The 24,989-nt window shown below is 36.7% G+C and carries 20 protein-coding genes, 2 tRNA genes and 1 rRNA gene; 9 read left to right on the plus strand and 14 right to left on the minus strand.

Features of this window, described 5'->3' with window-relative positions; genetic code table 11:
• The first annotated feature begins 40 nt into the window (after nt 1–40).
• Nucleotides 41–292, plus strand: coding sequence for a membrane protein insertion efficiency factor YidD (gene yidD / locus AL022_RS00785; protein ID WP_014934328.1), 252 nt, complete (start codon nt 41–43; stop codon nt 290–292).
• On the opposite strand, the gene era is transcribed toward yidD, so the two are convergent.
• Entirely contained in the window at nt 289–1,185 is an 897-nt protein-coding gene (era, locus tag AL022_RS00790; RefSeq protein ID WP_014934329.1) for a GTPase Era, read from the minus strand. The two genes, yidD and era, sit on opposite strands and share 4 nt — an antisense overlap.
• 109 nt (nt 1,186–1,294) lie before the next feature.
• On the opposite strand from era, the gene AL022_RS00795 reads away from it, so the two are divergent.
• From AL022_RS00795 to dnaG, 3 genes are all read left to right on the plus strand, one after another.
• Nucleotides 1,295–1,367: transfer RNA gene (locus tag AL022_RS00795), tRNA-Met, on the plus strand.
• Nucleotides 1,368–1,563: 196 nt separating this feature from the next.
• Entirely contained in the window at nt 1,564–2,331 is a 768-nt protein-coding gene (gene rlmB / locus AL022_RS00800; protein WP_014934331.1) for a 23S rRNA (guanosine(2251)-2'-O)-methyltransferase RlmB, read from the plus strand.
• Between the two features lie 490 nt (nt 2,332–2,821).
• Nucleotides 2,822–4,753, plus strand: a complete 1,932-nt coding sequence (gene dnaG / locus AL022_RS00805) for a DNA primase (RefSeq protein ID WP_014934332.1) — start codon at nt 2,822–2,824, stop codon at nt 4,751–4,753.
• A 127-nt stretch (nt 4,754–4,880) separates the two neighbouring features.
• Here dnaG and lnt read toward each other — a convergent pair whose 3' ends face one another.
• Nucleotides 4,881–6,548 carry an apolipoprotein N-acyltransferase gene (lnt, locus tag AL022_RS00810; RefSeq protein ID WP_014934333.1) on the minus strand — a complete coding sequence of 556 codons (1,668 nt, stop codon included), beginning with the start codon at nt 6,546–6,548 and terminating at the stop codon, nt 4,881–4,883.
• Nucleotides 6,549–6,926: 378 nt separating this feature from the next.
• On the opposite strand from lnt, the gene AL022_RS00815 reads away from it, so the two are divergent.
• Nucleotides 6,927–6,998: transfer RNA gene (locus tag AL022_RS00815), tRNA-Arg, on the plus strand.
• 178 nt (nt 6,999–7,176) lie between these two features.
• Here the strand turns inward: AL022_RS00815 and AL022_RS00820 are convergent.
• The 5 genes from AL022_RS00820 to atpD all read right to left on the minus strand — a co-directional run bounded on the left by AL022_RS00820 (nt 7,177) and on the right by atpD (nt 12,698).
• On the minus strand, nt 7,177–8,049 hold the full coding sequence (locus AL022_RS00820) for an Rpn family recombination-promoting nuclease/putative transposase (RefSeq protein WP_014934335.1): 873 nt from the start codon (nt 8,047–8,049) through the stop codon (nt 7,177–7,179).
• A 201-nt stretch (nt 8,050–8,250) separates the two neighbouring features.
• Complete coding sequence (locus AL022_RS00825) at nt 8,251–9,312, minus strand: hypothetical protein (RefSeq protein WP_148269025.1); 1,062 nt, start codon at nt 9,310–9,312, stop codon at nt 8,251–8,253.
• Nucleotides 9,293–10,180, minus strand: coding sequence for a hypothetical protein (locus AL022_RS00830; protein WP_014934337.1), 888 nt, complete (start codon nt 10,178–10,180; stop codon nt 9,293–9,295). Before AL022_RS00830 ends, AL022_RS00825 begins: the two co-directional genes overlap by 20 nt.
• 107 nt (nt 10,181–10,287) lie before the next feature.
• Nucleotides 10,288–10,938 carry an OmpH/Skp family outer membrane protein gene (locus tag AL022_RS00835; RefSeq protein WP_014934338.1) on the minus strand — a complete coding sequence of 217 codons (651 nt, stop codon included), beginning with the start codon at nt 10,936–10,938 and terminating at the stop codon, nt 10,288–10,290.
• Nucleotides 10,939–11,183: 245 nt separating this feature from the next.
• Entirely contained in the window at nt 11,184–12,698 is a 1,515-nt protein-coding gene (gene atpD, locus AL022_RS00840; RefSeq protein ID WP_014934339.1) for a F0F1 ATP synthase subunit beta, read from the minus strand.
• Nucleotides 12,699–13,138: 440 nt separating this feature from the next.
• Here atpD and AL022_RS00845 point away from each other — a divergent pair, with 440 nt between their 5' ends.
• A complete protein-coding gene (locus AL022_RS00845) occupies nt 13,139–13,618 on the plus strand; it encodes a hypothetical protein (protein WP_014934340.1) in 480 nt (159 codons plus the stop codon).
• Between the two features lie 510 nt (nt 13,619–14,128).
• Nucleotides 14,129–14,596 carry a hypothetical protein gene (locus tag AL022_RS00850; protein WP_014934341.1) on the plus strand — a complete coding sequence of 156 codons (468 nt, stop codon included), beginning with the start codon at nt 14,129–14,131 and terminating at the stop codon, nt 14,594–14,596.
• A gap of 123 nt (nt 14,597–14,719) precedes the next feature.
• Here the strand turns inward: AL022_RS00850 and AL022_RS00855 are convergent, their stop codons facing one another.
• The 7 genes from AL022_RS00855 to AL022_RS00885 form a co-directional block, all read right to left on the minus strand.
• Nucleotides 14,720–15,385, minus strand: a complete 666-nt coding sequence (locus AL022_RS00855; RefSeq protein WP_014934342.1) for a hypothetical protein — start codon at nt 15,383–15,385, stop codon at nt 14,720–14,722.
• Nucleotides 15,375–15,779, minus strand: coding sequence for an ExbD/TolR family protein (locus AL022_RS00860; protein ID WP_014934343.1), 405 nt, complete (start codon nt 15,777–15,779; stop codon nt 15,375–15,377). The genes AL022_RS00855 and AL022_RS00860 overlap by 11 nt, the downstream gene beginning before the upstream one ends.
• Before the next feature lie 27 nt (nt 15,780–15,806).
• On the minus strand, nt 15,807–16,421 hold the full coding sequence (locus AL022_RS00865; protein WP_014934344.1) for a MotA/TolQ/ExbB proton channel family protein: 615 nt from the start codon (nt 16,419–16,421) through the stop codon (nt 15,807–15,809).
• Nucleotides 16,422–16,470: 49 nt separating this feature from the next.
• On the minus strand, nt 16,471–17,118 hold the full coding sequence (locus AL022_RS00870; RefSeq protein ID WP_014934345.1) for an SPOR domain-containing protein: 648 nt from the start codon (nt 17,116–17,118) through the stop codon (nt 16,471–16,473).
• Between the two features lie 226 nt (nt 17,119–17,344).
• Complete coding sequence (locus AL022_RS00875; RefSeq protein WP_014934346.1) at nt 17,345–17,881, minus strand: NAD(P)H-dependent oxidoreductase; 537 nt, start codon at nt 17,879–17,881, stop codon at nt 17,345–17,347.
• A gap of 532 nt (nt 17,882–18,413) precedes the next feature.
• Nucleotides 18,414–19,937, minus strand: a 16S ribosomal RNA gene (locus AL022_RS00880).
• A gap of 477 nt (nt 19,938–20,414) precedes the next feature.
• The gene (locus AL022_RS00885; protein ID WP_014934347.1) at nt 20,415–23,297 is read right to left on the minus strand and encodes a hypothetical protein; all 2,883 of its coding nucleotides are present in this window, start codon (nt 23,295–23,297) and stop codon (nt 20,415–20,417) included.
• Between the two features lie 375 nt (nt 23,298–23,672).
• Between AL022_RS00885 and rpsU the strand changes: the two genes are divergently transcribed.
• Nucleotides 23,673–23,867 carry a 30S ribosomal protein S21 gene (gene rpsU, locus AL022_RS00890; RefSeq protein WP_014934348.1) on the plus strand — a complete coding sequence of 65 codons (195 nt, stop codon included), beginning with the start codon at nt 23,673–23,675 and terminating at the stop codon, nt 23,865–23,867.
• Between the two features lie 160 nt (nt 23,868–24,027).
• Nucleotides 24,028–24,930 carry a tyrosine-type recombinase/integrase gene (locus AL022_RS00895; protein WP_014934349.1) on the plus strand — a complete coding sequence of 301 codons (903 nt, stop codon included), beginning with the start codon at nt 24,028–24,030 and terminating at the stop codon, nt 24,928–24,930.
• Nucleotides 24,931–24,989: the final 59 nt, after the last annotated feature.

Below are 24,989 nucleotides of genomic sequence, written 5' to 3' on the forward strand. Positions count from 1 at the left end.
CTTTTGCATTCAAAGGTATTTTTATTTATACTTATTCATTATGAAACAATTTTCCAAATGGCTAGATCTGTTTTCTAAATTTCCTAGGCGGCTTTGTTGCTTGCTTATTGGTATGTATCAGTATTGCATTGCCCCTTTGTTGCCTCCTATGTGCCGCTTTTACCCTAGTTGTTCTTGTTATGCAAAAGCGGCATTTGCTAAATATGGCCTTCGAAAAGGGGCCTTGCTTACCCTACGTAGGCTCTTATCTTGTCATCCCTGGGGAAGTAGTGGCTACGATCCATTAGATTAATTTTTTTTGGCTGGATAACCAAATTTTTTTAGCAACCATCGACTTTTACCCCAGTTTGGCGTAACTTTGATATGCAGTGCTAGAAATATTTGCTTCTGAAAGAATCTTTCTAGTGCTTCTCTGGCTGCTATGCCTAGCTTTGTTAATGCATCTCCCTTTTGGCCTATTATAATCCCCTTTTGAGTAGGCCGTTCTACATGTATAATAGATCGAATTTTAATCAAGTGATCGGTTTCTTTAAAATGGTCTATTACTACTTCTACACTGTAGGGTATTTCTTGACGGTATTGGTCTAGAATTTTTTCACGTATGATTTCTTGTACAAAAAAGCGCTCAGGTTTATCTGTGAGGGTTTCTTCTGGATAATAAGGAGGATGGTTGGGTAATTGTTCAATGATTTGTTGCAGAAGCAGGTCTATGTTTTCTTTTTTTAGCGCTGATATAGGTACAATGGCTACGCCTGGTTTATGGTTGCGCCAATAAGCTATCGCCACATTCAACTGGTTGGCTGTAACCAAATCAACTTTATTCAGTACCAATATAATTGGTTTTTTAGTATAGTGTTCATCAACCCATGGAAGAAGGACTAGATCTTTTACATCTACCACCCAGATGATCAAGTCAGCATCTGCACGCGCAACTTTTACAGCCTCCATCATGGCAGTTTGCAGGGGATAGGCAGGTGTAATAATGCCTGGCGTATCTATATAAATAATTTGAAATTTTTTTTCAGAAACGATGCCATAGAGTTTATGACGCGTTGTTTGTGCTTTTGAATGGGTAACCGCCAAACGTTCACCTACTAGTAAGTTCATTAAGGTAGATTTTCCAGCATTAGGCTTCCCCATAATGGCTACAAAACCAGATTTATAATCACTTTTGTCTGCATGCATAAGAATAATATATTTGCAATGTTACAAAAAAATATATAAACTTGTACTGATTCAAGCAAGGTAAGATAGATTAGATCATTTTTATTCCTTAAATCCATAAAACTTTTATCGCGGGGTGGAGCAGTCGGTAGCTCGTCGGGCTCATAACCCGAAGGTCATAGGTTCGAGTCCTATCCCCGCTACTTTCCTTTCTTTAGTTGTTTTTCTTTATTGTATGGGTGCTGGTTGGCAGCCATTTTTAATCCAGTTAAATGCTTGCTGCCATAGTGGGGCGTACTGATAAGCTGATATGACCATCAAAGCTTGATCTAAACGCATTAAAGTGTTATATGGCGCCTATGGGTAGGCTATTAGCTGCGCTTTAAAATTACGGTTATTATGTCTTCCTTTGCTAAAAATAAAAAAGCATCTGCCACTCCATTAAGCCTTATTTTTGGCTGTAGGGCTGTTATAGAGACCATACTTGCGGGTCAAACGATTGAAAAAATTTTTTTCCAAAAAAATAAAATCGCACCTGGAAAGGAGGTATACAACCTTGTATGCAAATATGAAATTCCTTTTAGCTATGTGCCTATTCAAAAGTTAGAGCGGATGACCCGGGGCAATCATCAAGGTGTTGTAGCGGTTTTATCACCTATTGGGTTCACCCCTTTAAATCAAGTGGTGCAGGCCACTTTTGAAAAAGGTAAAGCGCCTTTAATCGTTGTACTCGATGGGGTAACAGATGTCCATAATATAGGTGCCATTGCCCGTACGGCACTTTGTATGGGAGTCGATGGCTTAGTTTTACCTACGAAAGGTAGTGCTATGTTAGCAGGTGCAGCTATGAAAACCTCAGCAGGTGCCCTGGCCACATTGCCCATCTGTCGCGTAACTGATTTGCAAAAGGCCCTCCATTATTTACAAGAAAGTGGCTTAAATATATTGGCTTGTGATGCCCAAGCCAAGGAAGTACTGCATACAGTGGACTGTAAACTGCCTATTGCACTTATTTTAGGTGGAGAAGAGGTAGGTATAGCTGTAAAACATTTAAGTGTAGCCACCCAGCATATTTGTATTCCTATGCAAGGCCCTATTGCTTCTTTTAATGTCTCGGTAGCAGCTGGTATAATCCTTTACGAAGTATTTCGGCAGCGATTTTTATAATATATTGTGCACAGGTATCTGTTGATTCAATTAATTTTAAAAATTTTTCGTTTAGCCATCTGATGATACTACCGCTCTAAAAAGAGAAAAATTAAATTTGTATTATATATTTAGCAGATTTACAGTAATCTGATATAAATTAATGCATTGGGTTTTATTTAAACAAGGGACATTAGACCCTCTGCGAAACTTAATACGCATTTAGATACCCAAGAAACATATGCTTTCTATGCTATTTTTAAGTCATTTTTTGAGCTTATAAGTTTATATGTCTTATAGCAACCATGCGTAACGCACACATTCTTTCGCAGAAGGTCTATTGTTTTACAATAACCTTCGTAAGTTGATCCTATTAGGCGTTCCTTCCTCTGTAGGATCATAAGGTTTTCATCTCTATTTTGACACGTAACATTTTGGCTAAGCTAGCAGCTAAAAAGTATCATCCGGTTGCTTTAGTTTATCTTGTACATGCGTTTATTCGAAATCTACTATGATGATTAGTCCATCAACCATTCAACTGATCCAGCGTACCGCTTGTATCGAAGAAATAATTGGTGATTTTATCCCCCTTAAAAAAAAGGGACAAAATTTTTGGGCGTGTTGTCCTTTTCACCACGAACAGACGCCTTCTTTTTCAGTATCGCCCATAAAAGGATTTTATAAATGTTTTGGATGTGATGCTGCAGGAGATGTTATAACTTTTATACAAGAGATAGAAGGCGTCTCTTTTGTAGAAGCCCTTACTTATCTTGCCCAAAGGTATGGCATACCCGTCACACCAGCTGCAGATGATACAGATGATTTGCAAGATTATCGAGCCAAAGAAAGTCTCTATATCTTATTGAATTTGGCTAGAGATTATTACACAGATTTGCTTTGGAACCATACAGAAGCTGCTAAAGTAGCCTTGCCCTATTTGGAACAACGGGCCATTCCATCTGTGGTAGCAAAAAAGTTTGCATTAGGCTACAGCCTTGATCGATGGGACGGATTCTATACTTTTGCTATAGAGAAAGGGATTAGCCTAACGCTATTGATTGCAGCAGGATTGGTGATCAAAAATGGAGACAAAGTTTATGACCGTTTTCGGGGGAGATTGATGTTCCCGATTCACAATGGTTCGGGGCAAGTGGTGGCATTTGGTGCACGGCATATGGCTACTGCTGTAGATGGTCCTAAATATATCAATTCATCTGAAACTCCTGTATACCAAAAGGGTAGTTTATTATATGGTCTTTCTTTTGCGAAGCGCTCCATTAAACAAACCAACCACTGTTACCTAGCAGAAGGGTATACCGACGTATTGGCTTTTCATAAAGCAGGTGTAGAAGAGGTAGTCGCTTCTGCTGGTACGGCCCTTACCGAAGCCCAGATAGAGGCCTTGCGTCGCTTGACGAATAAGGTTACACTGATTTTTGATGGCGATCAAGCCGGTATTCAAGCTGCTTTTCGTGGCATAGATAAATTATTGGCGGAGGGGCTGGAAGTAAAAGTGATCTTGTTACCTGCAGGAGAAGATCCAGATAGTTACCTCCGAAAAGTAGGCACAGATGGCTTTAAGCATTATATCCATTGCACTGCTCAAGACTTTGTGACTTTTAAAGCTAATGTCCTACTGAACCAGTCTACTGAACAAAATCCAGTCGAACAAGCAAAGGCTATACGCGCAGTGGTGCAAAGCATTGTAGCTATTCCAGATGAAATAACACGCACCCTATTTCTTAAAAAATGTAGCCAACTGTTTTCTATAGAAGAAGCAGTGCTTTTTACCACTTATCATACATTACAGCATCAAACTACTGAAGTACGGACACAAAAAAACACCTTACCCAAGTATCATAGTATCGCCAAAAATAGGCCATACGTAGACAGGAAAAACATTCCTTTTATCAGCAAACTCACAGCAAGTATTGAAGCCTATGAGCGGGAGATTATGCGTATTCTGCTGACCTATGGTACCACTACTGTAGCAGAAGGGAAACCATTGTATGCATATATACTATTAGAATTAGAAGATGTAGTATTTAGATCTACCGATTGCAAAGTTCTTTTTGATTATTGTCAAACTGTATTTAAACAGGGCGGGTGCGTGGATATGCAGTGTTGTTTGGATAGTACAGAAGCACTCATTAGAAAAATAGCCATCGATGTAACCGCTTCTCTCCATGACATTAGTGAAGCTTGGATCAAAAAATATAGTATTTATACTACAGAAGAGGCGAAAAATGTATACCAGATGAGTTTGGAAGTTATCCTTAGGCTAAAAATTCGTTTGGTACAAGAGCTTATTGAGCAAAACAGAGAAGCACTTAAAAAAGAATTATCTGAAGATGAAGAAACCCATCTATTACAAGTCCACCAGTCGCTTAAGGATACGGAATGCCGCATCGCTAAACAGTTGGGTACAGTGGTCGCACAATAAAGATAGCTGGCTAGCCATTTTCCACTATAGTGGAAAGCTACTTTCCAATCTACCTTGTATCTGTTCAAAACAACTCGGTCAACATAAAAAAAAATTTAATAACATTAAGCGATTGCAATAGAGCATTTTAACGATTTGTTTTATATCGCACCATCCACACCATACAGCATAATATAAAACAAGTCCATGCAGCGATACGACCAATGTAATCGCCATATAAGCTATAAACAGTCAATTGATTATTAGCATATACTACACCCCGGATTGCAGCAACTGCTAGTCGATTTGTGGCAGCTATTACCGCTCCACGCTGGCTGATTAATCCAGAAATACCAGTACTAGCTGCCCGCACCACACTCCTTCGGTGTGCAATGGCCAATAAGCGGGTATATTGAAAGAAATCGTGATATATTGGCGTGTTGCCCCACCAACCATCATTGGTTGCTACGGCAAACAAATTAGCCCCTTTTTGGGCACTTCTACCTACAAAAGCGCCATAAAGCAACTCATAACAAATAATCGGTGCTACGTTTATGTGCTCATCTATTTTAAACACCTTAGTTTCATTTCCTTTACCGAAGAAAGGATTTATATTGCCAATATCAAGAAATTTTTGTTTGAGCCAAGCAGATAATGGTAGTGGTAGAAGATGAAAATAAGGGATATATTCTCCACCTGGCAATCTTTTTTGCTTATGATATATATCTATTTTTGCTCTATTTTTTAAATGAAAAACACTATTGAAGCAGTCTACATATACACCTCTGCTTATTTGACGAGCAGTTTTTGTAGCTTGGGCTGGACCATACACACAATAAGAACTGATACCAGTTACAAGGTTTAAAGCAGTATAAGTATCCAAAAACTGAAATATAGGTTGCATCAATAGATAGTCACCAACTTTTACTTCGTCTAACCAGTGACTTATTGCTGACTCAGGCCAAACTACTAAAGAAGTCGCTGGTGTAAGCTGTTGTTTAGAAAGGGTCAATAATCGATCTATCTGACGCGGATAAGGAACAAAGCAAGGAGCGTCACAATCTTTTTCAGTATAGTTATCAAAGTTGGGTTGAACCGCTACTACCTCTACATTGCTTCCTTTTTCTTTATAACGATAATAGATCGTTAAACTTATGGCTATAGGCAATAGAATCCCCCAACACCATCCATTGAATAGCATAAAATTTGCTTTTTCAAACAACAAATGATAAAGAAGAATGTTTACTATTAAAACCCAAAGGGAACCTCCGAGTATGCCAGTATATTCATACCATTGAATCCATTGTGGCAATGCCGCGAATCCATTGCCTAAGTTTAGCCAAGGAAAAGTAAGTTCCCAATATTCCCAAGAAAGATGTGCATATTCTAATGTTAACCAGCTCGTTACCAACCCTAAATAGGCTATATATAGTCCGGCCCATTTCCGTATACAATAATAAAAAAAACAAGGCAAAGCCAAACAAAACGTATTGTAACATGCTGTGAAAAGAAAAGCGGGAAAAGTAGCTTTATAAATCCACCAAATCGTTAGTGTATTCCAAAGAAATAAGGTACAAACAACTGAAAATAAGCAAAAATATTTTTGTTTGGGTGCGATAGTGAGCAATCTAAAGATGCCGAGTATCGGCACAATAGCTACAAATAATAAACCACCCAACCAAAAAGAACACCAAGATAGGTAAAAACAAGTACTACTCAAGGTTACTAAAAGGAAAACATAACGCTTGGGAAATCGTTTGAGCGCCATGCGGTCCATGGCTAAAGTATATTGAATAGAAAGCAAATGATGCGCCATAAACTTTATAAATTATTTGGCGTGAATTGGGTAAATCTTCTGGTATAGAGAAGAGCCCTATGTGCCATTGTACTGTTTGCGAGAATTGATAAATAATAGGATCAGACTAATTTACAAAAAAGGAAAGAAAGCTAATAGAATAAATACTACTTAACCACTTGCGGTTATCCGGCCCTCAGAGAAAATATACAGTAGGCAATATGTAAAATAAAAACCATAGACAAAAAATTGTAAATATTTTATTTTTTGTTTACCGTATGTATTAACTTTTAACAAAAGACCTAATCTGCTAGTGCATGGAACGCTTTATACTTTTAATCCAGATATGTCTTATAGAGTTGAAAAAAAGGCAACAATGGACTAAATTAGCAGTAAAATGGTTTCGTAGTTCAACGGATAGAATAGAAGTTTCCTAAACTTTTGATGCAGGTTCGATTCCTGCCGAAACCACTCTATGCTATTTTATTATTTTTGGTATATATCGGTTTAATCATCACATACTATCAGGTTTAAACTTGATCAGACAATAAAGGTATAATAACGTGTAGGAATCACACACATTAGCTTAGTGAAATTATCAAAAGTATATACCTGTTTTTGAGATCTGATTACTTTAAATATCTCTTATCTATACAATATTTTGAATATCACACTTAGATAAGCCAGTAATAGATATGATATCTTCTATAGGGTAACCTTTTGCAAGCATAGATTTAGCTATCTCTAGCTTACCTTCTTCTCTCCCTTCTTGTCTAGCTTTTTTTTTCATATAGTCTTCTACAGCCTGATTATCCATAATCCGCTTGATCTCTTGCTCATAGGTCCTTAATTCTTCTTCTGACCAGTTAAAACGATTTAACGCTTCATACGCACGCTGGATCACTAAATCTGAATCTATTATTTTTCGTACCTCTTCTTCACTAGTAGAGGAAGCATATTTAAAAAAGTAGCACCACTTTTCTATCATCGTAGAAAGTCCTTCAATAGATTGAATATTAAATTTGGGTAATTCTATAAAGGTGAAGGAAAAGTCTTTTAAATCTCTTTCATATGTTTTACAATCTAAAATAACATGATTAGATAAATAATCTTTTTTTGTACGAAAAACAATATAATCTGTAATAGCTATAAAGATCACTCCTTTAAGATCTTGGTATCTACTGCCTACTTCTTGACCTGAGTTTAGTTGCCTGGAATAAGCTTTAGAAGCATAGTACTGCGCTCTTTTTTCAAATCCTTCTCGAGGAGATACTTGCATTTCTACTATTATTTGCTTCCCATATTGGTCTGTGCATAATACGTCTACTATACTCTCTTTTTTACAAGCAATATCTGGGTCTTGAATAGTAGATAAGAAGGTAACGTCTTCTACCTTATCTGATCCTTCTAGATCTAATACATCATTGATAAAGTGAATAAGAATATCTTTATGTTTTTCACTACCAAATATTTTACGAAAGGCTACATCGTTCTTTGGGTTTAAAAATTTTGAGGTCACCATAAGGATACAGTAGAGCTATTTAAGAATAAAATTGAATATAACAACTTTTTGCGTTCTGACAAACCTATATGATCGTATCAAAATCTTGATTTTTCCATACTGTCTCAAATAGCCTAAAAATAATCAGTTTATCGTATTTTGTTTTTTGAGATCGCAATATAATAACTTGAATTATATATTTATCTACTTGATTTAAAGCTATTAAAGCAACTGCTCTACTGCACGATATTCTGGAGCAAAGTTTATGACAAATTCTGATTTAGCTTTTTGCATCCATTTGTCAAGGACTACTTTTTTTTTCTGTTCAAGTAAGTGATGATGAATCTGTTCATAATCCTGAGTAAGATTCATGAGATGGGCTTCCACTTTTTGCTTGAGATAGTATAACCGCCAAGCTGATCTACCTAATGTATCAATATACTTCTGAGGTTGACTAACTCCCCCTACATTAAGGCTCTCAATTGCAAGATAGACTTCTGGATGCAAAGATTTAAAAGGAATGCGTATACCTGGTAATAGCTCACCTTCTTGGTTATGCGTAATCAACTCTGCCTGAACGACTATTTTTTTGTCTTCTGCATATTGCTGTACAGCTGCTTGAAACTTTAATTTGCCTAAAACTATTTGTGTTCTAATTTTATTCAATTCAATTTCAGCTAATTTAACTTCTTGCTCTGTTGGCTTAACTGCTTTAGGATAGACAACGAGTTGATATACCTCACCAGAGGTAGGATAGTAAGGAAGATGACCTGGGGGCAATGCATTGAAATAATTTTTTACCTCTGCTGGTGTAACTACTACATGTTGGGTAAGATGGCGATAGGCTAACATAGCCAAATATTGTTCCTTTAATTGCTTTTTTAACTTTTTCTTAAAATGGTAGATAGATTTACCCGTAACCTCCAGAATCTTTTCTTCAGAGCCAAAGTGCTCTATCCAACTGGCTATTTTAGCCTCACATTGTCCTTCAAGGTATGCTTTGGAAATCTTAAGATCGTCTAACTTAGCTTTTGCTAAAAGCATTTTATATACAACCAATTCCCGTAATAGCGCTATTTTTTTAGATTCATCTACTATTTTTACTTCTGAGTAGAATTGCTGGTTGTATACTTCTTCTAAATCAGAATATAAAATTACCTCTTGATTTACACTAGCAATCACTTTATCCAACAACAATGTATCGGTCGCCCTAGTGATAGGTAATCCAGCACAAATACTTATAGCAAGGCAACATACTACAGTTTTAATTAATCTGAATAACACAGGTATTATTTTTTTTAGCATCTTCTAGGAGTTTACATTTAATTTTATTTATGAGATCTAATTTCCTTTTATGTAATATAATTGCCTTAATTCGATCTTCCACTGCTTCTAACGGGGCAATTTCTTGTGCTAGTTTATACTGATCTATTTTTAAAAAATAGGTATGCTTTCGGCCCACTATATGAATAAATTTGTTGGTTTTTAACAATCTAGTTGCATCTCCGACTGGACGATAGCCAGTTTTAGCCAAAACTGCTTCCCAAGGTAGCCATTTATTTGTTTCTAAGATAGCGGTATGGGCATAAGATTTACAATAGGCTTGCAACTTTGCGCGATCTGCTGCTTTATTTGATAATATGAGTGACCTTACAGAATTAATAGAAGCAGCTTTTGAGGGAAGCACCAAAAAAAGACCCTTTACGATATCATGAGGCAGTATAAAGTCACACTGTTTGTATTTTTGATAGTAATTTGCTACTTCTTCTGATGATACATATGGATTCCATTCAGGTTGAATGAGCGTTTCTAAAAAATGGTACGCCAATAAGTCATTTTTATAGTCATTTAACTTCGCTTCCATAGAAGACTGCATAGATGGGCCATCTGCTTGCGCAATAAGGAGCTGCTTACAGACCCACTCTTCTACATATTTTTTAATAAAAAAATCTCTATCTGCAACATCAGTATGCAAAAGATCGATGGATGCAAGATCCGATGGATATAAATAATGTTTACCAACACAAGCAATAAAAGAATCCTCTGGGGAATTTTTTATGCTTTTTTCACCACTACAACTGCGCAGTATCCAATAAACGAGGATCAACAGTAAGCCATAAGCAAAAAATCTACTTAGATAAGATAACCTCAAAATGAATCCATAAAAAAATGATACTAAACTAGGTTACAAACTAATAAAAACCACTATACCCCCCCTCTTTACTGACTAGATAAAATAGGAAAGAAGGGGGCACCGGCTTATTTTTTCTTAACTGTTTTAGCCGAACGGGTAGATGACTGAGCAGGCGTTTGTACCTTCGGACCTACTACAGGTGGCTCCATCTCTTTAGGCGCCATTGCTTTAAGTTGTTCCAATACAAGCTCAGAAAGATCAAATGCAGGCTGCGCAAAAAATACTATAGGACCTCCGGGTGTATCTTTAGCCAAGACAAAAGCATAACCCTGTTCTTTTGCAATTTTGTGAATGACCTGTTTTATTTTTTGATGGATAGGTTCTATAACTGCCTGATATTTTTTTTCTATGTCAACAGGCATTTGCTGCTCAAGGGTACGAAAACTTTGATGCAATGCATTGAGCTCCGCTTGTTTCTGTTTTTGCTGAGCTTCCGTAAACGTATCCACCTGCTTTTGATAATCGGAAAACTTCCTTTCTAGCTCGTTCGCTTTCAATTGAATCTGATTTTTCAATTGCTCCTGGAAAGTTTGTAGTTCTTCACCATTTTTTATAGCCTCTGGTAGTTGGCCAAATATATAACCCACATCTACATACCCAATCTTTAAACTAGGTGGTGCCACTTGCGATTGGCCATCCTCTTGAGATGGATTTGCCTTTACACCTGTATACATGCAGGCCATTAGTACCCATGCAAATAAAAATCTATAATTCATTACAGTATAATTTTAAGGTTTAATCATATCAATACAAAAGAAATATTAAATATTCCATACTTCTATACACTACTGCCACCCATAGATACCAACCAGATGGCACTAGTTCTATTTACTTAAGTAAAATAGTTTTGCTTGGTAAATTTAACTAAAAAAAATAGATTTTTAAATATTTTTCATCATTAGCTATGCGAGATAGCTTTATGGTTGATAAGAGGTCCAGATCTGCTTTCAACTAAATGGGGCTATTGTGTTCCTTTATGTGGGCTGCTTAGCAGCTTTTCTCCTTTGGCAATGGCTTGTTCAATATTCCCGACTAAGTTAAAAGCCATTTCAGGTAAATGGTCTACCGTTCCATCAATAATCATATTAAATCCTTTAATGGTATCTTTTATAGGTACACGTTCTCCTGGGATCCCTGTAAACCGCTCTGCTACATGAAAGGGCTGAGATAAAAACCGCTCTACTTTTCTAGCACGGTAAACCGTGCATATATCTTCCTCTGAAAGCTCGTCCATACCCAAAATGGCTATAATATCTTGTAGTTCTTTATAACGTTGGAGGGTTCTTTTTACTTTTTGAGCGGTATCGTAATGCAAATCACCTAATACTTCAGGATTTAATGCCCTAGAAGAAGAGGCTAAAGGATCTACAGCCGGATAAATACCGAGTGCCGCTATCCTTCTGGAAAGGACCGTAGTGGTATCCAGATGGGTGAAAGTAGTAGCAGGAGCAGGATCTGTTAAGTCGTCGGCTGGAACATAAACTGCTTGAACAGATGTAATAGAGCCATGCTTAACAGAAGTAATGCGCTCTTGCATGGTACCCATTTCTGTGGCCAAGGTAGGTTGATACCCTACAGCAGAAGGTATCCTCCCTAGTAATGCAGAAATTTCTGCACCGGCTTGTGTGAAACGAAAAATATTGTCAATAAAAAAGAGAATATCTTTCCCTTCTTTACCCTCACCATGATCACGAAAATACTCTGCGATAGAAAGTCCAGTCAGTGCTACACGGGCCCTTGCACCGGGTGACTCATTCATTTGCCCAAATACCAGTGCAGCCTGAGATGTTTTTAATGCTTCATGATCTACCTTACTTAGATCCCAATCGCCTTGTACCATAGCCTTCGTAAATGCTTCCCCATAATTGATCACGCCTGCTTCAATCATTTCCCGTAAAAGATCATTGCCTTCACGGGTTCGTTCGCCTACACCAGCAAATACGGAAAGCCCATTATAAGATTTAGCAATGTTGTCAATCAGCTCCATAATCAAAACTGTTTTACCTACACCTGCACCACCAAACAACCCAATCTTACCCCCCTTCACATAAGGCGCAAGCAAATCAATTACCTTGATACCGGTATAGAGCATTTCTGTTGTGGAAGAAAGTTGGTCAAAAGGTGGCACTGGTCTATGAATCGGGAATTTCTGATCGGTTACTGGTTGTGCCATACCATCTATAGCCCTTCCTATAACATTAAAAAGGCGCCCACGTACTCCATCGCCTACGGGTACTTGAATAGGCGCTCCTGTATCTATTACCTCTAGCCCGCGCGTTAATCCTTCTGTTCTTTCCATAGCAATGGTACGTACACAATGCTCACCCAAGTGTTGTTGACATTCTAGGACAACCAATTTTCCAGAAAGGGTTTTAACATACAATGCATTTAATATGCTAGGCAACTGAGCTTCTTCACTAAAACGGACGTCTATTACAGGACCTATAATTTGAATAACTTTTCCAGTATGGGACATTGCTTTTTAATCAAAATTTAAAAATATGATGCAAGCATCTTTTGCCTATTGGTTTTAGTAGATCTTCAAAAAGATCTTACAAAAAAATTAAATACCTGCAGGTTTATGCAAAAATTTGAAAAAAAACACCAATAGTTCTAAGCAACGGAACCGTATATAATAACATTAAAGACTGGAAATAAAGTTATAAATGGACGTTGAATACTTGAAACTATTTTACATGGTGTGTAACCATTTTGAATATATTGCCATGCAGGATCTACATCTTTTCCTAAATTTATAAAAAAGGATTGAATTTGCTAGTGTAATCTAAAGGGCTGCAGCTGCCGCATTTGGTCTGTTGCTACTTTATTTTTACTTTTCGATGATGTAACCAAGTTTCAACTAATATGACTATAAAGTGCTTTGTATGGATTTTTTTAAATGGCCTGATAGGGTGCATGGAATCAAAAGCTGCCTCTTCATCTAACTGGAAACAATTAAAAAAGGGAACCTATGACGAAAATCTTGCTCCATACAGAATAGAATACCTTAAAAGCCCCAAAGCAATAAAAAAGAGGCCTTCCCTTCCATTGATATGTCCATTGGACCAAACGAGTTGTTTACTGGAGCGTTTAACAGAGCGAAAGCTAGCTTATGCGGAACTTAATTGGTTACAAGGTTATACCATACAGCTCTATACGGGTAGTAGTAGAACAGCAGCGTTAAAGGCACAAGAATTAGTGACTACCTTTGCTTATACTCCTAAGCTTCACTACAGGCAACCCCATTATACGGTTCAGTTAGGATTTTTTTGGGATAGGTTAGAAGCCTATTTTGTCTATCTTACTTTAGTAAAAAAAATACCTTCTGTGATGATTCAACCTTTTATGCTCCCTAACGAGGCCTATTTAGCCACTATCCCCCACCTTAAACTATAGAAACCTATGATTTATAGATGTTTTGTTAGCTTTATTTTTGATATATATTTTCTTTCTCAGGTCTTGTAATGTTATAGATGTTTGTACGATTACACCTTTCCTGTTGTTGGGAAAATAGTATGAACAGGGGGCCTTAGCAACTACGCTGTATTACTTACACAGCCGTCCGCAATCCCCTTCATCTTTCAGCTCACTGCCTAGGGAAGAAAGTTATAGAGCCTACCCTTCTCCACCTGTTTTCTTCCTGGAATTTGGTAATGTGGTTGCTTATTTTAATCCCCAAATTTAAAGCACAAAGGAGCTTTTTTGAACCAACATTTTTTAAAATCCAATCACCAAGCTCACGTTAATACAATTAATTTGTTTACATTAACTATATAACCTACTAAAGGCTCGTTCTTAGTTGGTTCCTTGTTGAAACGACCACTAGATGGTCTAAGTCAAGCCAACTTGGTTTAGGGGAATAGGCAAAAACGGCTAAAATAACTATAGTACATATCAATAACTTATATGAAACCTATCACTTACTCAAAAAAAATTGTTGTAATTTTAGCATGGTATGGGATAATGGTTTTAAATGGAACCGCGTGCTTTAAATCAGTTGAAAAAAAATATTGGTCAGTCGATAATACAAGAGATTTTATCAGGAAAAAGGCAAATGGTATCTCTGAACAAGAGGTGCCTGCTAACAATTTCCTAGCTGATGCAATAGAAGAAGATAATGCTATCTACCTATGTTCAAATCATAAAATGGTAGATGAAAGTAGCGAAGAAAAAAATGGTATATATCAACGGGGAAACAGTACATATCATAAACTACAACCATCCAATCTACCAGATGATTCTATAATAATCCTAGATGATGTTATAAAAACAGACCCAACTGATCAAGAGGAACAGACTGAACAGATAGAAGATTCGATGAACCAGGAGCATGAAAAACAAACTTTACAGGATGAACAAAGGCAACAAGATTAGGACACAGAAAAGTTTAGAAGTCAAGATTTAATCTTACAGCCAGTAAAAAACTATAGCATATAGCATAACGTTAAGCTTATCCAATACTTTTCAAATAGTTTCATTTACCATGCGCATATACTACTATTTTGCTACTAGTACAAACGTAACCTTACCTGTAGAAATACCAGATGGGGTCTGAGCTGTTTTGCTAAACGTAAGGCCAAGTAGCGCATCTGCGTAAATTTTTTCTACGATAGGTGTAACGGTTTTTTCAATTGTTTGAATAGAGATGATTTCACCATCTTGATCTACTTTAATTTCAAAAACTATTTTACCACATTCTTCTGTCTTATCTCTTGGATTAGGGACTACATCCCACTCCCAACCTTTTAATTCAAGCATAGCACCTGCTTGGATAGGGTTTCCTGTATGGTATAATCCCCGTGTATCTATTTGAGCAGTTTTATGATGGGGTATGGTTTTTTGTACTACTCCATTTGGCTGCTTTTGAGACACTTGTTTTGGGCAAATATTTTTATTTTTTATCTGATTTTTAGATATATTATTGGTTTTACGAACAGGTACATCAATGGCTTTCATGGATACTTGAGGTTTATAATGTTCAACAGAATGATCTTTGGCTACTGTATACCTGGATTGTAAAGCAACTTTATAAACCTGTCGATTAGGATACCTTGGGACTGAGGTATGACGTATGGAATAAGCCAAACCTAAAAGGAATAGATGCAATGCAGCTGATAGAGCCATTCCTTGACCATGTGGAGAAGATAACCAGCTATTTTTCATTATTTCTTTCAAATTCTGTTGCTATGGAAACTGTAGCACCTAGTTTATTCACTACATCAGCTATTTTAACCATATCAGCTATAGAAAGTCGCTTATCCATATATAATACAACTACCTTACTAGATCTTTTTACTAGTAGATCTTCTAACACATTGTGCAACCGATTGAAAGCAACCCGTTTGCCGTCCACATAATAGGTCAATTGGGCAGTAACGGTTACATTTACATGGAGCGCTTCTCTTTTCTCATTTGTGCTTTGTGGCAAATCAACTGGAAGCACTTGAGGGCCATAACTAGCTGTAATCAGTAAAAAAATCAATAATAAAAATACAATATCAGTCATAGACGCCATGCTAAAAGAGGCGTCTATCTTATTTTTTGTACTGATTTTCATTTTTTTAATCTATTTTATGCCATTCTACTATAGAGACTGTACCTTAGCTAAGAAAAGATTGACTACGTAAGTTAATGTTGCTACAGCTTTATTAACTTGAGCAATACAGTAATTATAACCTAAATAGGCTATAATGCCAACGATTAATCCCGCTACAGTTGTCACCATGGCTTCATAAATGCCACTTGAAAAAACATGAGAAGCTATATGATGATTTTCTTGGGAAATTGCCATAAACGTTTGAACCATACCTGTCACCGTACCCAAGAAACCAATCATAGGTGCAACCCCAGAAATGGTTGCTAGTAAAGAAAGTTTTTCTTCTAAATAAGCTATTATCTTACTAGATACACTTTCTAAAATCAATGCAACATTAGAAGTTTGTCGCTCAGCTATTCCTTTACTGATTACTTTTTGTATAATGTTATCTTGATCGGTACAGATATGCTTAACCTTTGAAAGGTCTCCATCATTTAATGCTTCTTCCATCAATGCCAAAAAACCGCTGGAAAAGTTTAAGTACTTTCGATAGATGAATAAACGTTCTACTATTATATAGACAGCTGTTACAGATAGCCATATAAGCGGTAACATTAACCAACCACCTTTTAATAGCAATCCTAATAGGGTATGTGTAGTCATAAAATTATAAATAATGGATGGATCTAAAACCAAACCCAACGATAAGGCACTAGTATTTTAAAATAAAAATTTGGGGATATCTTGACTTAAATTGCTTAAGCTTTTCCTCTGCTTCGGATTCAGTTTTACTATGCCCTATGGTTACACGATAGTACATTTCTGTTTTGTTTTTATTTATTCTAGGTAGAATAAGACAGACTCCTTGTTTTTTTTTCATAAGCTGTTGAACCACTTTCATAGCAGATCGCTTATCTAAATAACTGACTACCACTAGGTGGTATATGCCTTGTGGTTGACTTAATACCTGATAGGTACCTGGCTTTACTAGTGGCTTATTTTGTTTGATGCCTAGCTGCTCTTGTGTAGCACTAATACTCTCTTTTATTTTTGTACTTTTTTTATGTTCAAAAGCTGGCTGATCTGGAACAGATTGGTTAACCCCTTGATGAACATTTGTATCCATTTGGCTTGAATGGGCCAATTGGGGAAGAGAATCGGAACTATTACCTGTTGTGTTAAGAGCAGGTATAGTATTTTTCTGACCTAGGATCTTTATGTAGCCATTATAACCCACTTTAGCTATAATAAGCATCACTATTACACCTACAATAACCAATATTGGCCATATAACTTTTTTCTTAGGGAATGCTTGAAAATCTGGTTGGGGCAATCCAAATTTATGATCGATCGTGTCCATAGAGATGCTAAAAAAATTTTAAGTAGAGCTGCATACATGTTATTTACAAACTAACTACGGATAAAACCGCTCATTAATTAATAGTAATATAATAAATTTATAGAAAAATGTGCTGATCTAGACTATAAGATCAACTAAAGGATGCTACTAAAGGATGCTACCTTGATCTAATCAAACGTTATAAAAATATAAGAAAGCTTTGATATACTTTAAAAAGTGATAGTCTTTATGACAAAATTTGTTGTATCAGCTGGCAAAGCGCACCATAAGATTCTGCAAACAGTGGGCACATATTGCCAGTTAGGCTATTTCTAATCTGTGTACGACTGGCACTAAAAGTTGCTCCCAAAAGCATATCCAATTTACAGATTGGATAACGGAACAAAAAACTATTTTTCTGATCACTATCCTGATGGGTAGAGACATCTATAACAATAGAGACCAATTTGCATAATTTATGCTTGTTCTCAGAAACCAATGTTATAAAATTATCCAAACCAACTGGCAGCATATTATTATACTCAGGCAGCACAAGCACTATCTTATCTATAAGAGATAAGGTATTTTGTAATACCGTTAACTTTTCTTGTTCAATCTCTAAAGGTTCATTGGATGAAGCCTGTATGATTTTTTCCAAGCTTATTACTTCTAATGTTGTACCACAACCTTTTGCTTCTAATGCACCTGCACACCAAAAACTAAAATTTTCTGGAAAGGTATTACCAGGCTCAGCCGTAGTGAGCATAAGAACCTTGCTGTTCATCTTGTGGCATTTCTTTAAACTTTGATAGACGTAAATTATAAGCTATTAAAAATAGTTGCATAGCTGGTAACGCTTTTTAATGAATAGTTTTACGTTTTTTCTAAAATTTTTAGTGGTCTACTATAATCATTAAACCAATTTATTCTTGTACAATAGATAAAATATGGAAGCAACAAGTAATGTACGAATATAGCAATTATTTGGGGAAAATAAGCGATTATATCTGTTTATTATGTTTTTTAACTTTATGATTTAGTTTGGACAGCATAATTTCATTGGTCATTTTCACATAGATATAGGATTAGTAAGCACGACAGAGGGGAACGCATATCTATTTAAAACAAGGGTGACAGAAGCGATAACTATAGCAAATAAGATGTAACTTAACAAGTTAGTTGGTTTTCAGTAGTTTATTTTAACAAAAGCTTGAATAAATAAAATTTAGAGAAGAGCTAATAAGTTGGCAAAAAAGAGGGAAAGCTACTATTTAAAATAAATGCGGTAAGAAGAGAGGAATTGCATTTTACTCTATAAAAGAGATATTCCAGCCACACCTTCCGGTACGGCTACCTTGTTACAACTTAGCCCCAGTCGCTGGTCTAACACTAAACAGCTCCTGTTACGGCCACTGTCTTCAAGCTCTACCAACTCCCATGGCTTGATGGGCGGTGTGTACAAGGTCCGAGAACGTATTCACCGCGTCATTGCTGATACGCGATTACTAGCGATTCCAACTTCATGAGGTCGAATTGCAGACCTCAATCCGAACTGAGACATGCTTTTGAGATTTGCATCTTGTTACCAAGTAGCTTCCTTTTGTACATGCCATTGTAGTACGTGTGTAGCCCTGGGCATAAAGGCCATGATGACTTGACCTCATCCTCTCCTTCCTCCCGCTTACACGGGCAGTCTACTTAAAGTTCCCACCATTACGTGCTGGCAATTAAGTAAAAGGGTTTCGCTCGTTATAGGACTTAACCCAACACCTCACGGCACGAGCTGACGACAGCCATGCAGCACCTTGTATTTTGTCCCAAAGGAACCTTTAATTTCTCAAAGTAGCAAAATACATTCTAGCCCAGGTAAGGTTCCTCGCGTATTATCGAATTAAACCACATACTCCACCGCTTGTGCGGACCCCCGTCAATTCCTTTGAGTTTCACCCTTGCGAGTATACTCCCCAGGTGGATCACTTAACGCTTTCGCTTAGACACACATAAAGTTTATGTATATCGAGTGATCATCGTTTACGGCGTGGACTACCAGGGTATCTAATCCTGTTTGCTCCCCACGCTTTCGTGCCTCAGCGTCAGTTAAAGACCAGTAAGCTGCCTACGCTATTGGTATTCCTTATGATATCTAAGCATTTCACTACTACACCATAAATTCTACTTACCTATTCTTAACTCAAGCCTAATAGTATCAATTGCAGTTCTAGCGTTAAGCACTAGGATTTCACAACTGACTTAATAAGCCGCCTACGCACCCTTTAAACCCAATAAAACCGGATAACGCTTGCACCTTCCGTATTACCGCGGCTGCTGGCACGGAATTAGCCGGTGCTTATTCTTACAGTACTCTCAAGAATCCCCGCAGGGATTGTTTTGCTCCTGTACAAAAGCAGTTTACAACTCAGAGAGCTTTCATCCTGCACGCGGCATGGCTGGTTCAGGCTTGCGCCCATTGACCAATATTCCCTACTGCTGCCTCCCGTAGGAGTCTGGCCCGTATCTCAGTGCCAGTGTGGGGGATCTTCCACTAAGAACCCCTACCCATCGTAGCCTTGGTGAGCCATTGCCTCACCAACTAGCTAATAGGACGCACGCTCATTTTACACCGCCGGAGCTTTTATCTTTTTAACATGGGTTAATAAGATTATATGGGGTATTAATTCCCGTTTCCGGAGGCTATTCCCCAGTGTAAAGTAGATTGCATGCGCATTACGCACCCGTTCGCCGGTCGCCGACAACACCGAAGTGTTTCGCTGCCCCTCGACTTGCATGTATGAGGCCTGCCGCTAGCGTTCATCCTGAGCCAGGATCAAACTCTTCTTTCTATTATTTATTAACGGTATTCTTAGATAATTAGTATAATTACTAAGAATGATTTTCTGAGTTACACAATTTCCTCTTACTCATGTTTAAAATGAGCTTCTTACCTACATTTATTTCAAAGAACTAAAGCTAAGCCAAAATTAAACTACTACTTTTTTATCAGTTGCTGCGCTACTTTGACCAGCTGTGAAACAAAGATACGTACTTTTTTATAATTTCCAATAAACTTTTCAAAAATAAAGGGGGATTTTTTACTTATTTTACGAAATACCTAATAATCAAATGATTAACTTTATATATTGGATTGGAAAGTAATTACAAATTAACACAGCGTAACCACTACTTAACTATTCAAGTGTAAATATAGAAGCGCTGATTAAGCGATTCAAAATTTGAACAGATAAGGAGTTGGTATATGACCTAATGGCCTGTGCTTTGGTGACGATGCTACTAAAAAATTAACTGTGTAGATGGAGCCATTAACAACCTTTAGGATTAAAGCTTATACTCCAATGAGGCATTTCAAGCTTAAAAATCCACTGATCATTTATCTTTTTAAACCAAGGAAAATCTATAGACATATGAATAGGATAAATATTTCTATTAGATAGTAATCTACTTAAAACATTCAATTCTAGGCCAAAGGTATCGGGATTTTGGTTGGTAGCTAATGAATAATAACCATTTATCCATATATCCTTTAAAAACCAAATGAGTGGTATGCCACACTCTGGATAGGCTAAGGGCAAACCATATTTAAGCTTAACGTTTTTAAACATGTGACGCCACTTATTATTTAGATTTTTGAATCTTTCAAGTTCAATAATTGGATTTAAAGTAAAAATAAAATAGTGGTGGTGCTGAATCCCTGGGAAATAGCATGCAAAATAAAAATCACATTTATCTTCATAGAAAATATTATTTTTATAAAAAGCCCCACATTTAGAAAACTGTACATTAAATAGTTGCATCCAGGGTGGATATCTATCTCTTTTACTTTGCATGGAGTGATTTTTTATTTTAAAAAAGTAGTCTGTGTCATAAAATCCTTTTTTATCAAAAGGCTGATTTAAATTCAATACAGCTCCTAAAGATGCTTTTCCGAAGCACTTTCCTAAAGTAAAGTAATAAGGAAGTCTGATGCCTAACCTTAATGTGGTTGCCCAATATAGATCTGTTTTTCGCTTTAGATCATAAACATACAATGAATTTTTGTTTGTATTATCCCGAGTACCTACCATACCTGTAATGTTTACGTTAAAGATTGGATAAAAGCTTCTATACTTTACTTGCAACCTTATTTTAGTCGTTGGAAATTGATTTTTAGGTTTAATAACTAGGCTAAAATAAGGGGTAACTTTCAGATTATCCTGTAAGTTTACTAATGTAAAAGGCACGATGTCTAGCGACTTATTATCCCAATTGGGTGCTAAATTTATGCCCTTATAGCCAATATTATCTATTCCAAAACGGTATTTAGTAAGCGGATATTGATGGTTGGGCACTTTTTCCAAAATATCACCATTCTCTTCTTGTAGAACTAATGGTTCGTAGTAAGCTAGAGACCTATCCTCTACCTCTTTTAGAGGTGTCCACAAAAGAGGATCAAAAGGCATGACGGCTATTTCCATACCATTTTTAGTATAGTCACTGAAAATAAGTTGATTGGTTACAGGGTCTACCATTCCCAAATAGGCTCCATATTTTCTTGAAGTAACTTGAAAACAAGCTTGGGTAGGTAAATGGATCGCATAAATATTATCAATGCCATTGTAGGAACTGTTATAGAGTAAATAGTTTTTATATAGTTTAGGATAACTTCTATGCTCGTAGGTGTAAGGCAAGAGTATTTCTGTTTTACCTGTATCCGCATTGATGCGTACAATACTATTTTTTTGGTCTTTGGTTGTTACCACTACTATGTCTGACACACCAGACCAACTAGGCGTTAAATAATAACCATTATCCGGATTATCTATTTTTTTAACGATTTTACCAGACTTTGTTTCTAAGATCACTAAAAAATGGTTACTGGCTTCATCAGATGCTACCGCAACCAGTTGGCGGGTATCAGGACGCATAGCTAGTGCATTATACCTACTGCTTGCCACAAGGGTTCGTCTTTTTCTTTGTTTAAAATCATAATGTTGCAACCGAATGGTTTGCTGTTTTCCTTTCCAAGGATGGGAACAGGGTTCTAGCCAAACTGCGCACCCTTGACCGATCGCAAAAGTAGATGGAACAAATGTATCACTGATATTTATAAAGTAAAAGATAGTTTTATCTTTGCGAAAAGGTGTAACTATATTCTTTGGTAGGGTCGGCTCAGAGGGGGTAACCGTAACCTGTACCAATTGATCACGCAATCCTATACCTCTTTTACAGGCCATCAAGTTACCTGATGCGTCAATAAATGGCTGCATATAATCGAAGCTATCTCCTTTTTTCTTAAAAGTAAGTTGGGTAGCAGGCGTAATTTTTAGACCTTCTAACTGTTTTTGCCAACCAACCAATAATTCTTGATTCATATCACTGTACACTTGGAGTATTGACTTTTTAGTAACCTTTTTTATGGCATGGTAAAATCCAAAAAAAGGTATCCCTTGAAGGGTTTTTTCAAAAATAGATTTGATGGCATTTGGACCATAATTTCTTCGGATATGTGTAGTAAAGTAATAACCTATGTGATACTCAGATGTTATCTCATGTTTCAATGAGCCAAATATTTGCCTTCCAAAACTAGCTGCGCCACGTTCTAGCAGGTTAACTTTATATAACTTTTCCCATCCAGGTAAGCGACCTCGACCACTTTTTGTAAGTGCGGTTTCTATACCAACTGCATCACCTTCTCTGAAAAAAGGAGGGACGCTGGAGTAATTAACCAAATTGCCGAAAAAATATAAGGGCTTGAGCCAAGAAGGTGTACTATAGTATTCAATACTATGTTGTACCGCATGTCTAAACTCATGTATACACAACACACTTAACCAATCCTCATTGCCAATAAAATAAGGATCATGGGCATATAAAGTATACATCCTTATATGGACTGGCATATTGGTAAAGAATCCGTTGCACTCCGTAGATTGGTTATCGATCCATAAACGAATAGGCCTGGGATATACGCCCAATGTTTTACAAACAGGTTTATATATGGTTTCTAAGGTGTTCGCTATATGCTCCGCCGAGCTGGTTACACTTTTACAAAATCCTATATTGAAATGAGGTGTTGTTATTTTTTGAACTTCCTTAGCATGGCTTAAAAAGCCAAGCAATGTAAAGCATATATAATGAATAATTCTAAGCAAACATTTTTGTTTCTTTTGTTTAAAAGCGATCGACAAAAAATGATACAGAAACATAAACAAGTAGTTAAGTGATAATAACCTTTTGTTGGAGGTGCAAAAGGATATAATACAGAAAAAATTAGTTTGATATCATTATATCTGAAGGTTAACTCCAACGGATTAACCAAACATTCCCGCATAAATTAAAAAAAGTTGATAGACATAGTTTTTTTAAAGATGCGACATGGCAAAAAGATATGGTAGTTCTCTAAAACTGCATGCAATGGACATGCTTCTTCATATATCAACCCATACAATTCATGAGAATAGGGGGTAAACTTTAATAATAGTCTATTTTATCAAAATAACCTTGTGCTTGCTCTATTTTTAGAGTAGATTTGTAGTTGAATTTCCATACTGTACCCATTTTAATGACAAACTAAATAAAATATGATTGTTGTAGAAATAAAAGAAAACGAAGCAATAGATAGGGCGCTTAAAAGATTTAAGAAAAAAGTAGAACGCGTAGGCGTACTCAAAGAGGCGAGGCAACGCATGGCCTATACGAAACCTACTGTAAGCAGAAAAGCGAAAAAATTAAGATCCATCTATAAGTATCGCATGTTATATGGCAACAACGGATAAGTCTGGTATCTAGTTTGATTTTCAGTAGTTGTAACTATATATTCAATAAATACGAGCCTATCCATTCGGGTAGATGGAGTCGTATATAGGGTATTTTTTGATTATTTTAGGATGGTTTATGAGTAGCCGTTTATCCTGTTAAAGCTTTAGATTTGCATTTATGGATCATCAATCATTTCTTACCCTTTTTGTAACCTATTTAACAGTAGAAAAAAGAGCAAGTCCATATACCGTTACGGCCTATCAAACAGACTTAATTCAATTTATAGGCCACCTTTCTAGATACATCCCTGAAAAAATAGTTACAGAAGTAACGGGGAATGACTTGCGTAACTGGATCATGTCTTTGGCCAAGGAAGGACTTACCCATCGTTCTATCAATAGAAAAATGGCAGCAATACGTAGTTTTTATAGTTTTTTGCAAAAAAGATCCCTGATAATAGATTGTCCGACAGCCTCACTTAAAAGCCTAAAAGGGAAACAAAGGTTACCGATCTTTTTTCAAGAAAAGGAGCTGATTTCTTTTTTAGACCAAGAGCCCTTTCCGATTCATTTTATCGGTTTGCGGGATCGATTGATTTTAGAGCTGCTATATGGAACAGGTATGCGGTTGTCTGAACTAATCGCCCTTTGCCAAAAGGCTATCAACGTTAGAGATGCAACCGTTAAGGTAATAGGAAAGCGCGATAAAGAACGAATTATTCCTTTCCCACGGCCACTTACACCGTTGATCGCTGATTATATAGTGGAAAAAGAGCGGATAGGTTATCATTGTACCCCCCAGCTCATTGTAACCGACCGGGGACAACCCTGTTATCCTATGTTTATTTACCGAGTAGTAAAGAAATATTTGGCACCTACTACACGCGCTAGCCAACATAGTCCCCATATATTACGCCATACTTTTGCTACACACTTGTTGGATAAAGGGGCTGATTTACAGTCTATTAAAGAATTATTAGGCCATTCCAGTTTGGCTGCTACCCAAATCTATACCCACAATTCTCTGACCAAATTAAAAGAAATTTTTAAAAAAGCCCATCCTAGAGCAGAGGAAAGTTGATGCCATAATATGGTTTTCCGCAATGGAAATAACCTAAAATTCCATAGATTATAGCTATC

This window comes from Cardinium endosymbiont cEper1 of Encarsia pergandiella (genome assembly GCF_000304455.1).
In the GTDB taxonomy this organism is placed as follows: domain Bacteria; phylum Bacteroidota; class Bacteroidia; order Cytophagales; family Amoebophilaceae; genus Cardinium.

Bases quoted from the DNA above. Each gene is read 5' to 3' on its own strand.
- AL022_RS00835 (WP_014934338.1), bottom strand. From the start codon at position 10,938: ATGAATTATAGATTTTTATTTGCATGGGTACTAATGGCCTGCATGTAT.
- AL022_RS00860 (WP_014934343.1), bottom strand. From the start codon at position 15,779: ATGAAAATCAGTACAAAAAATAAGATAGACGCCTCTTTTAGCATGGCG.
- AL022_RS00895 (WP_014934349.1), top strand. From the start codon at position 24,028: ATGGATCATCAATCATTTCTTACCCTTTTTGTAACCTATTTAACAGTA.
- AL022_RS00845 (WP_014934340.1), top strand. From the start codon at position 13,139: ATGGAATCAAAAGCTGCCTCTTCATCTAACTGGAAACAATTAAAAAAG.
- AL022_RS00870 (WP_014934345.1), bottom strand. From the start codon at position 17,118: ATGGACACGATCGATCATAAATTTGGATTGCCCCAACCAGATTTTCAA.
- atpD (WP_014934339.1), bottom strand. From the start codon at position 12,698: ATGTCCCATACTGGAAAAGTTATTCAAATTATAGGTCCTGTAATAGAC.
- yidD (WP_014934328.1), top strand. From the start codon at position 41: ATGAAACAATTTTCCAAATGGCTAGATCTGTTTTCTAAATTTCCTAGG.
- rpsU (WP_014934348.1), top strand. From the start codon at position 23,673: ATGATTGTTGTAGAAATAAAAGAAAACGAAGCAATAGATAGGGCGCTT.
- AL022_RS00875 (WP_014934346.1), bottom strand. From the start codon at position 17,881: ATGAACAGCAAGGTTCTTATGCTCACTACGGCTGAGCCTGGTAATACC.
- AL022_RS00820 (WP_014934335.1), bottom strand. From the start codon at position 8,049: ATGGTGACCTCAAAATTTTTAAACCCAAAGAACGATGTAGCCTTTCGT.
- AL022_RS00850 (WP_014934341.1), top strand. From the start codon at position 14,129: ATGAAACCTATCACTTACTCAAAAAAAATTGTTGTAATTTTAGCATGG.
- dnaG (WP_014934332.1), top strand. From the start codon at position 2,822: ATGATGATTAGTCCATCAACCATTCAACTGATCCAGCGTACCGCTTGT.
- AL022_RS00865 (WP_014934344.1), bottom strand. From the start codon at position 16,421: ATGACTACACATACCCTATTAGGATTGCTATTAAAAGGTGGTTGGTTA.
- AL022_RS00855 (WP_014934342.1), bottom strand. From the start codon at position 15,385: ATGAAAAATAGCTGGTTATCTTCTCCACATGGTCAAGGAATGGCTCTA.
- rlmB (WP_014934331.1), top strand. From the start codon at position 1,564: ATGTCTTCCTTTGCTAAAAATAAAAAAGCATCTGCCACTCCATTAAGC.
- AL022_RS00885 (WP_014934347.1), bottom strand. From the start codon at position 23,297: ATGTTTCTGTATCATTTTTTGTCGATCGCTTTTAAACAAAAGAAACAA.
- lnt (WP_014934333.1), bottom strand. From the start codon at position 6,548: ATGGCGCATCATTTGCTTTCTATTCAATATACTTTAGCCATGGACCGC.
- era (WP_014934329.1), bottom strand. From the start codon at position 1,185: ATGCATGCAGACAAAAGTGATTATAAATCTGGTTTTGTAGCCATTATG.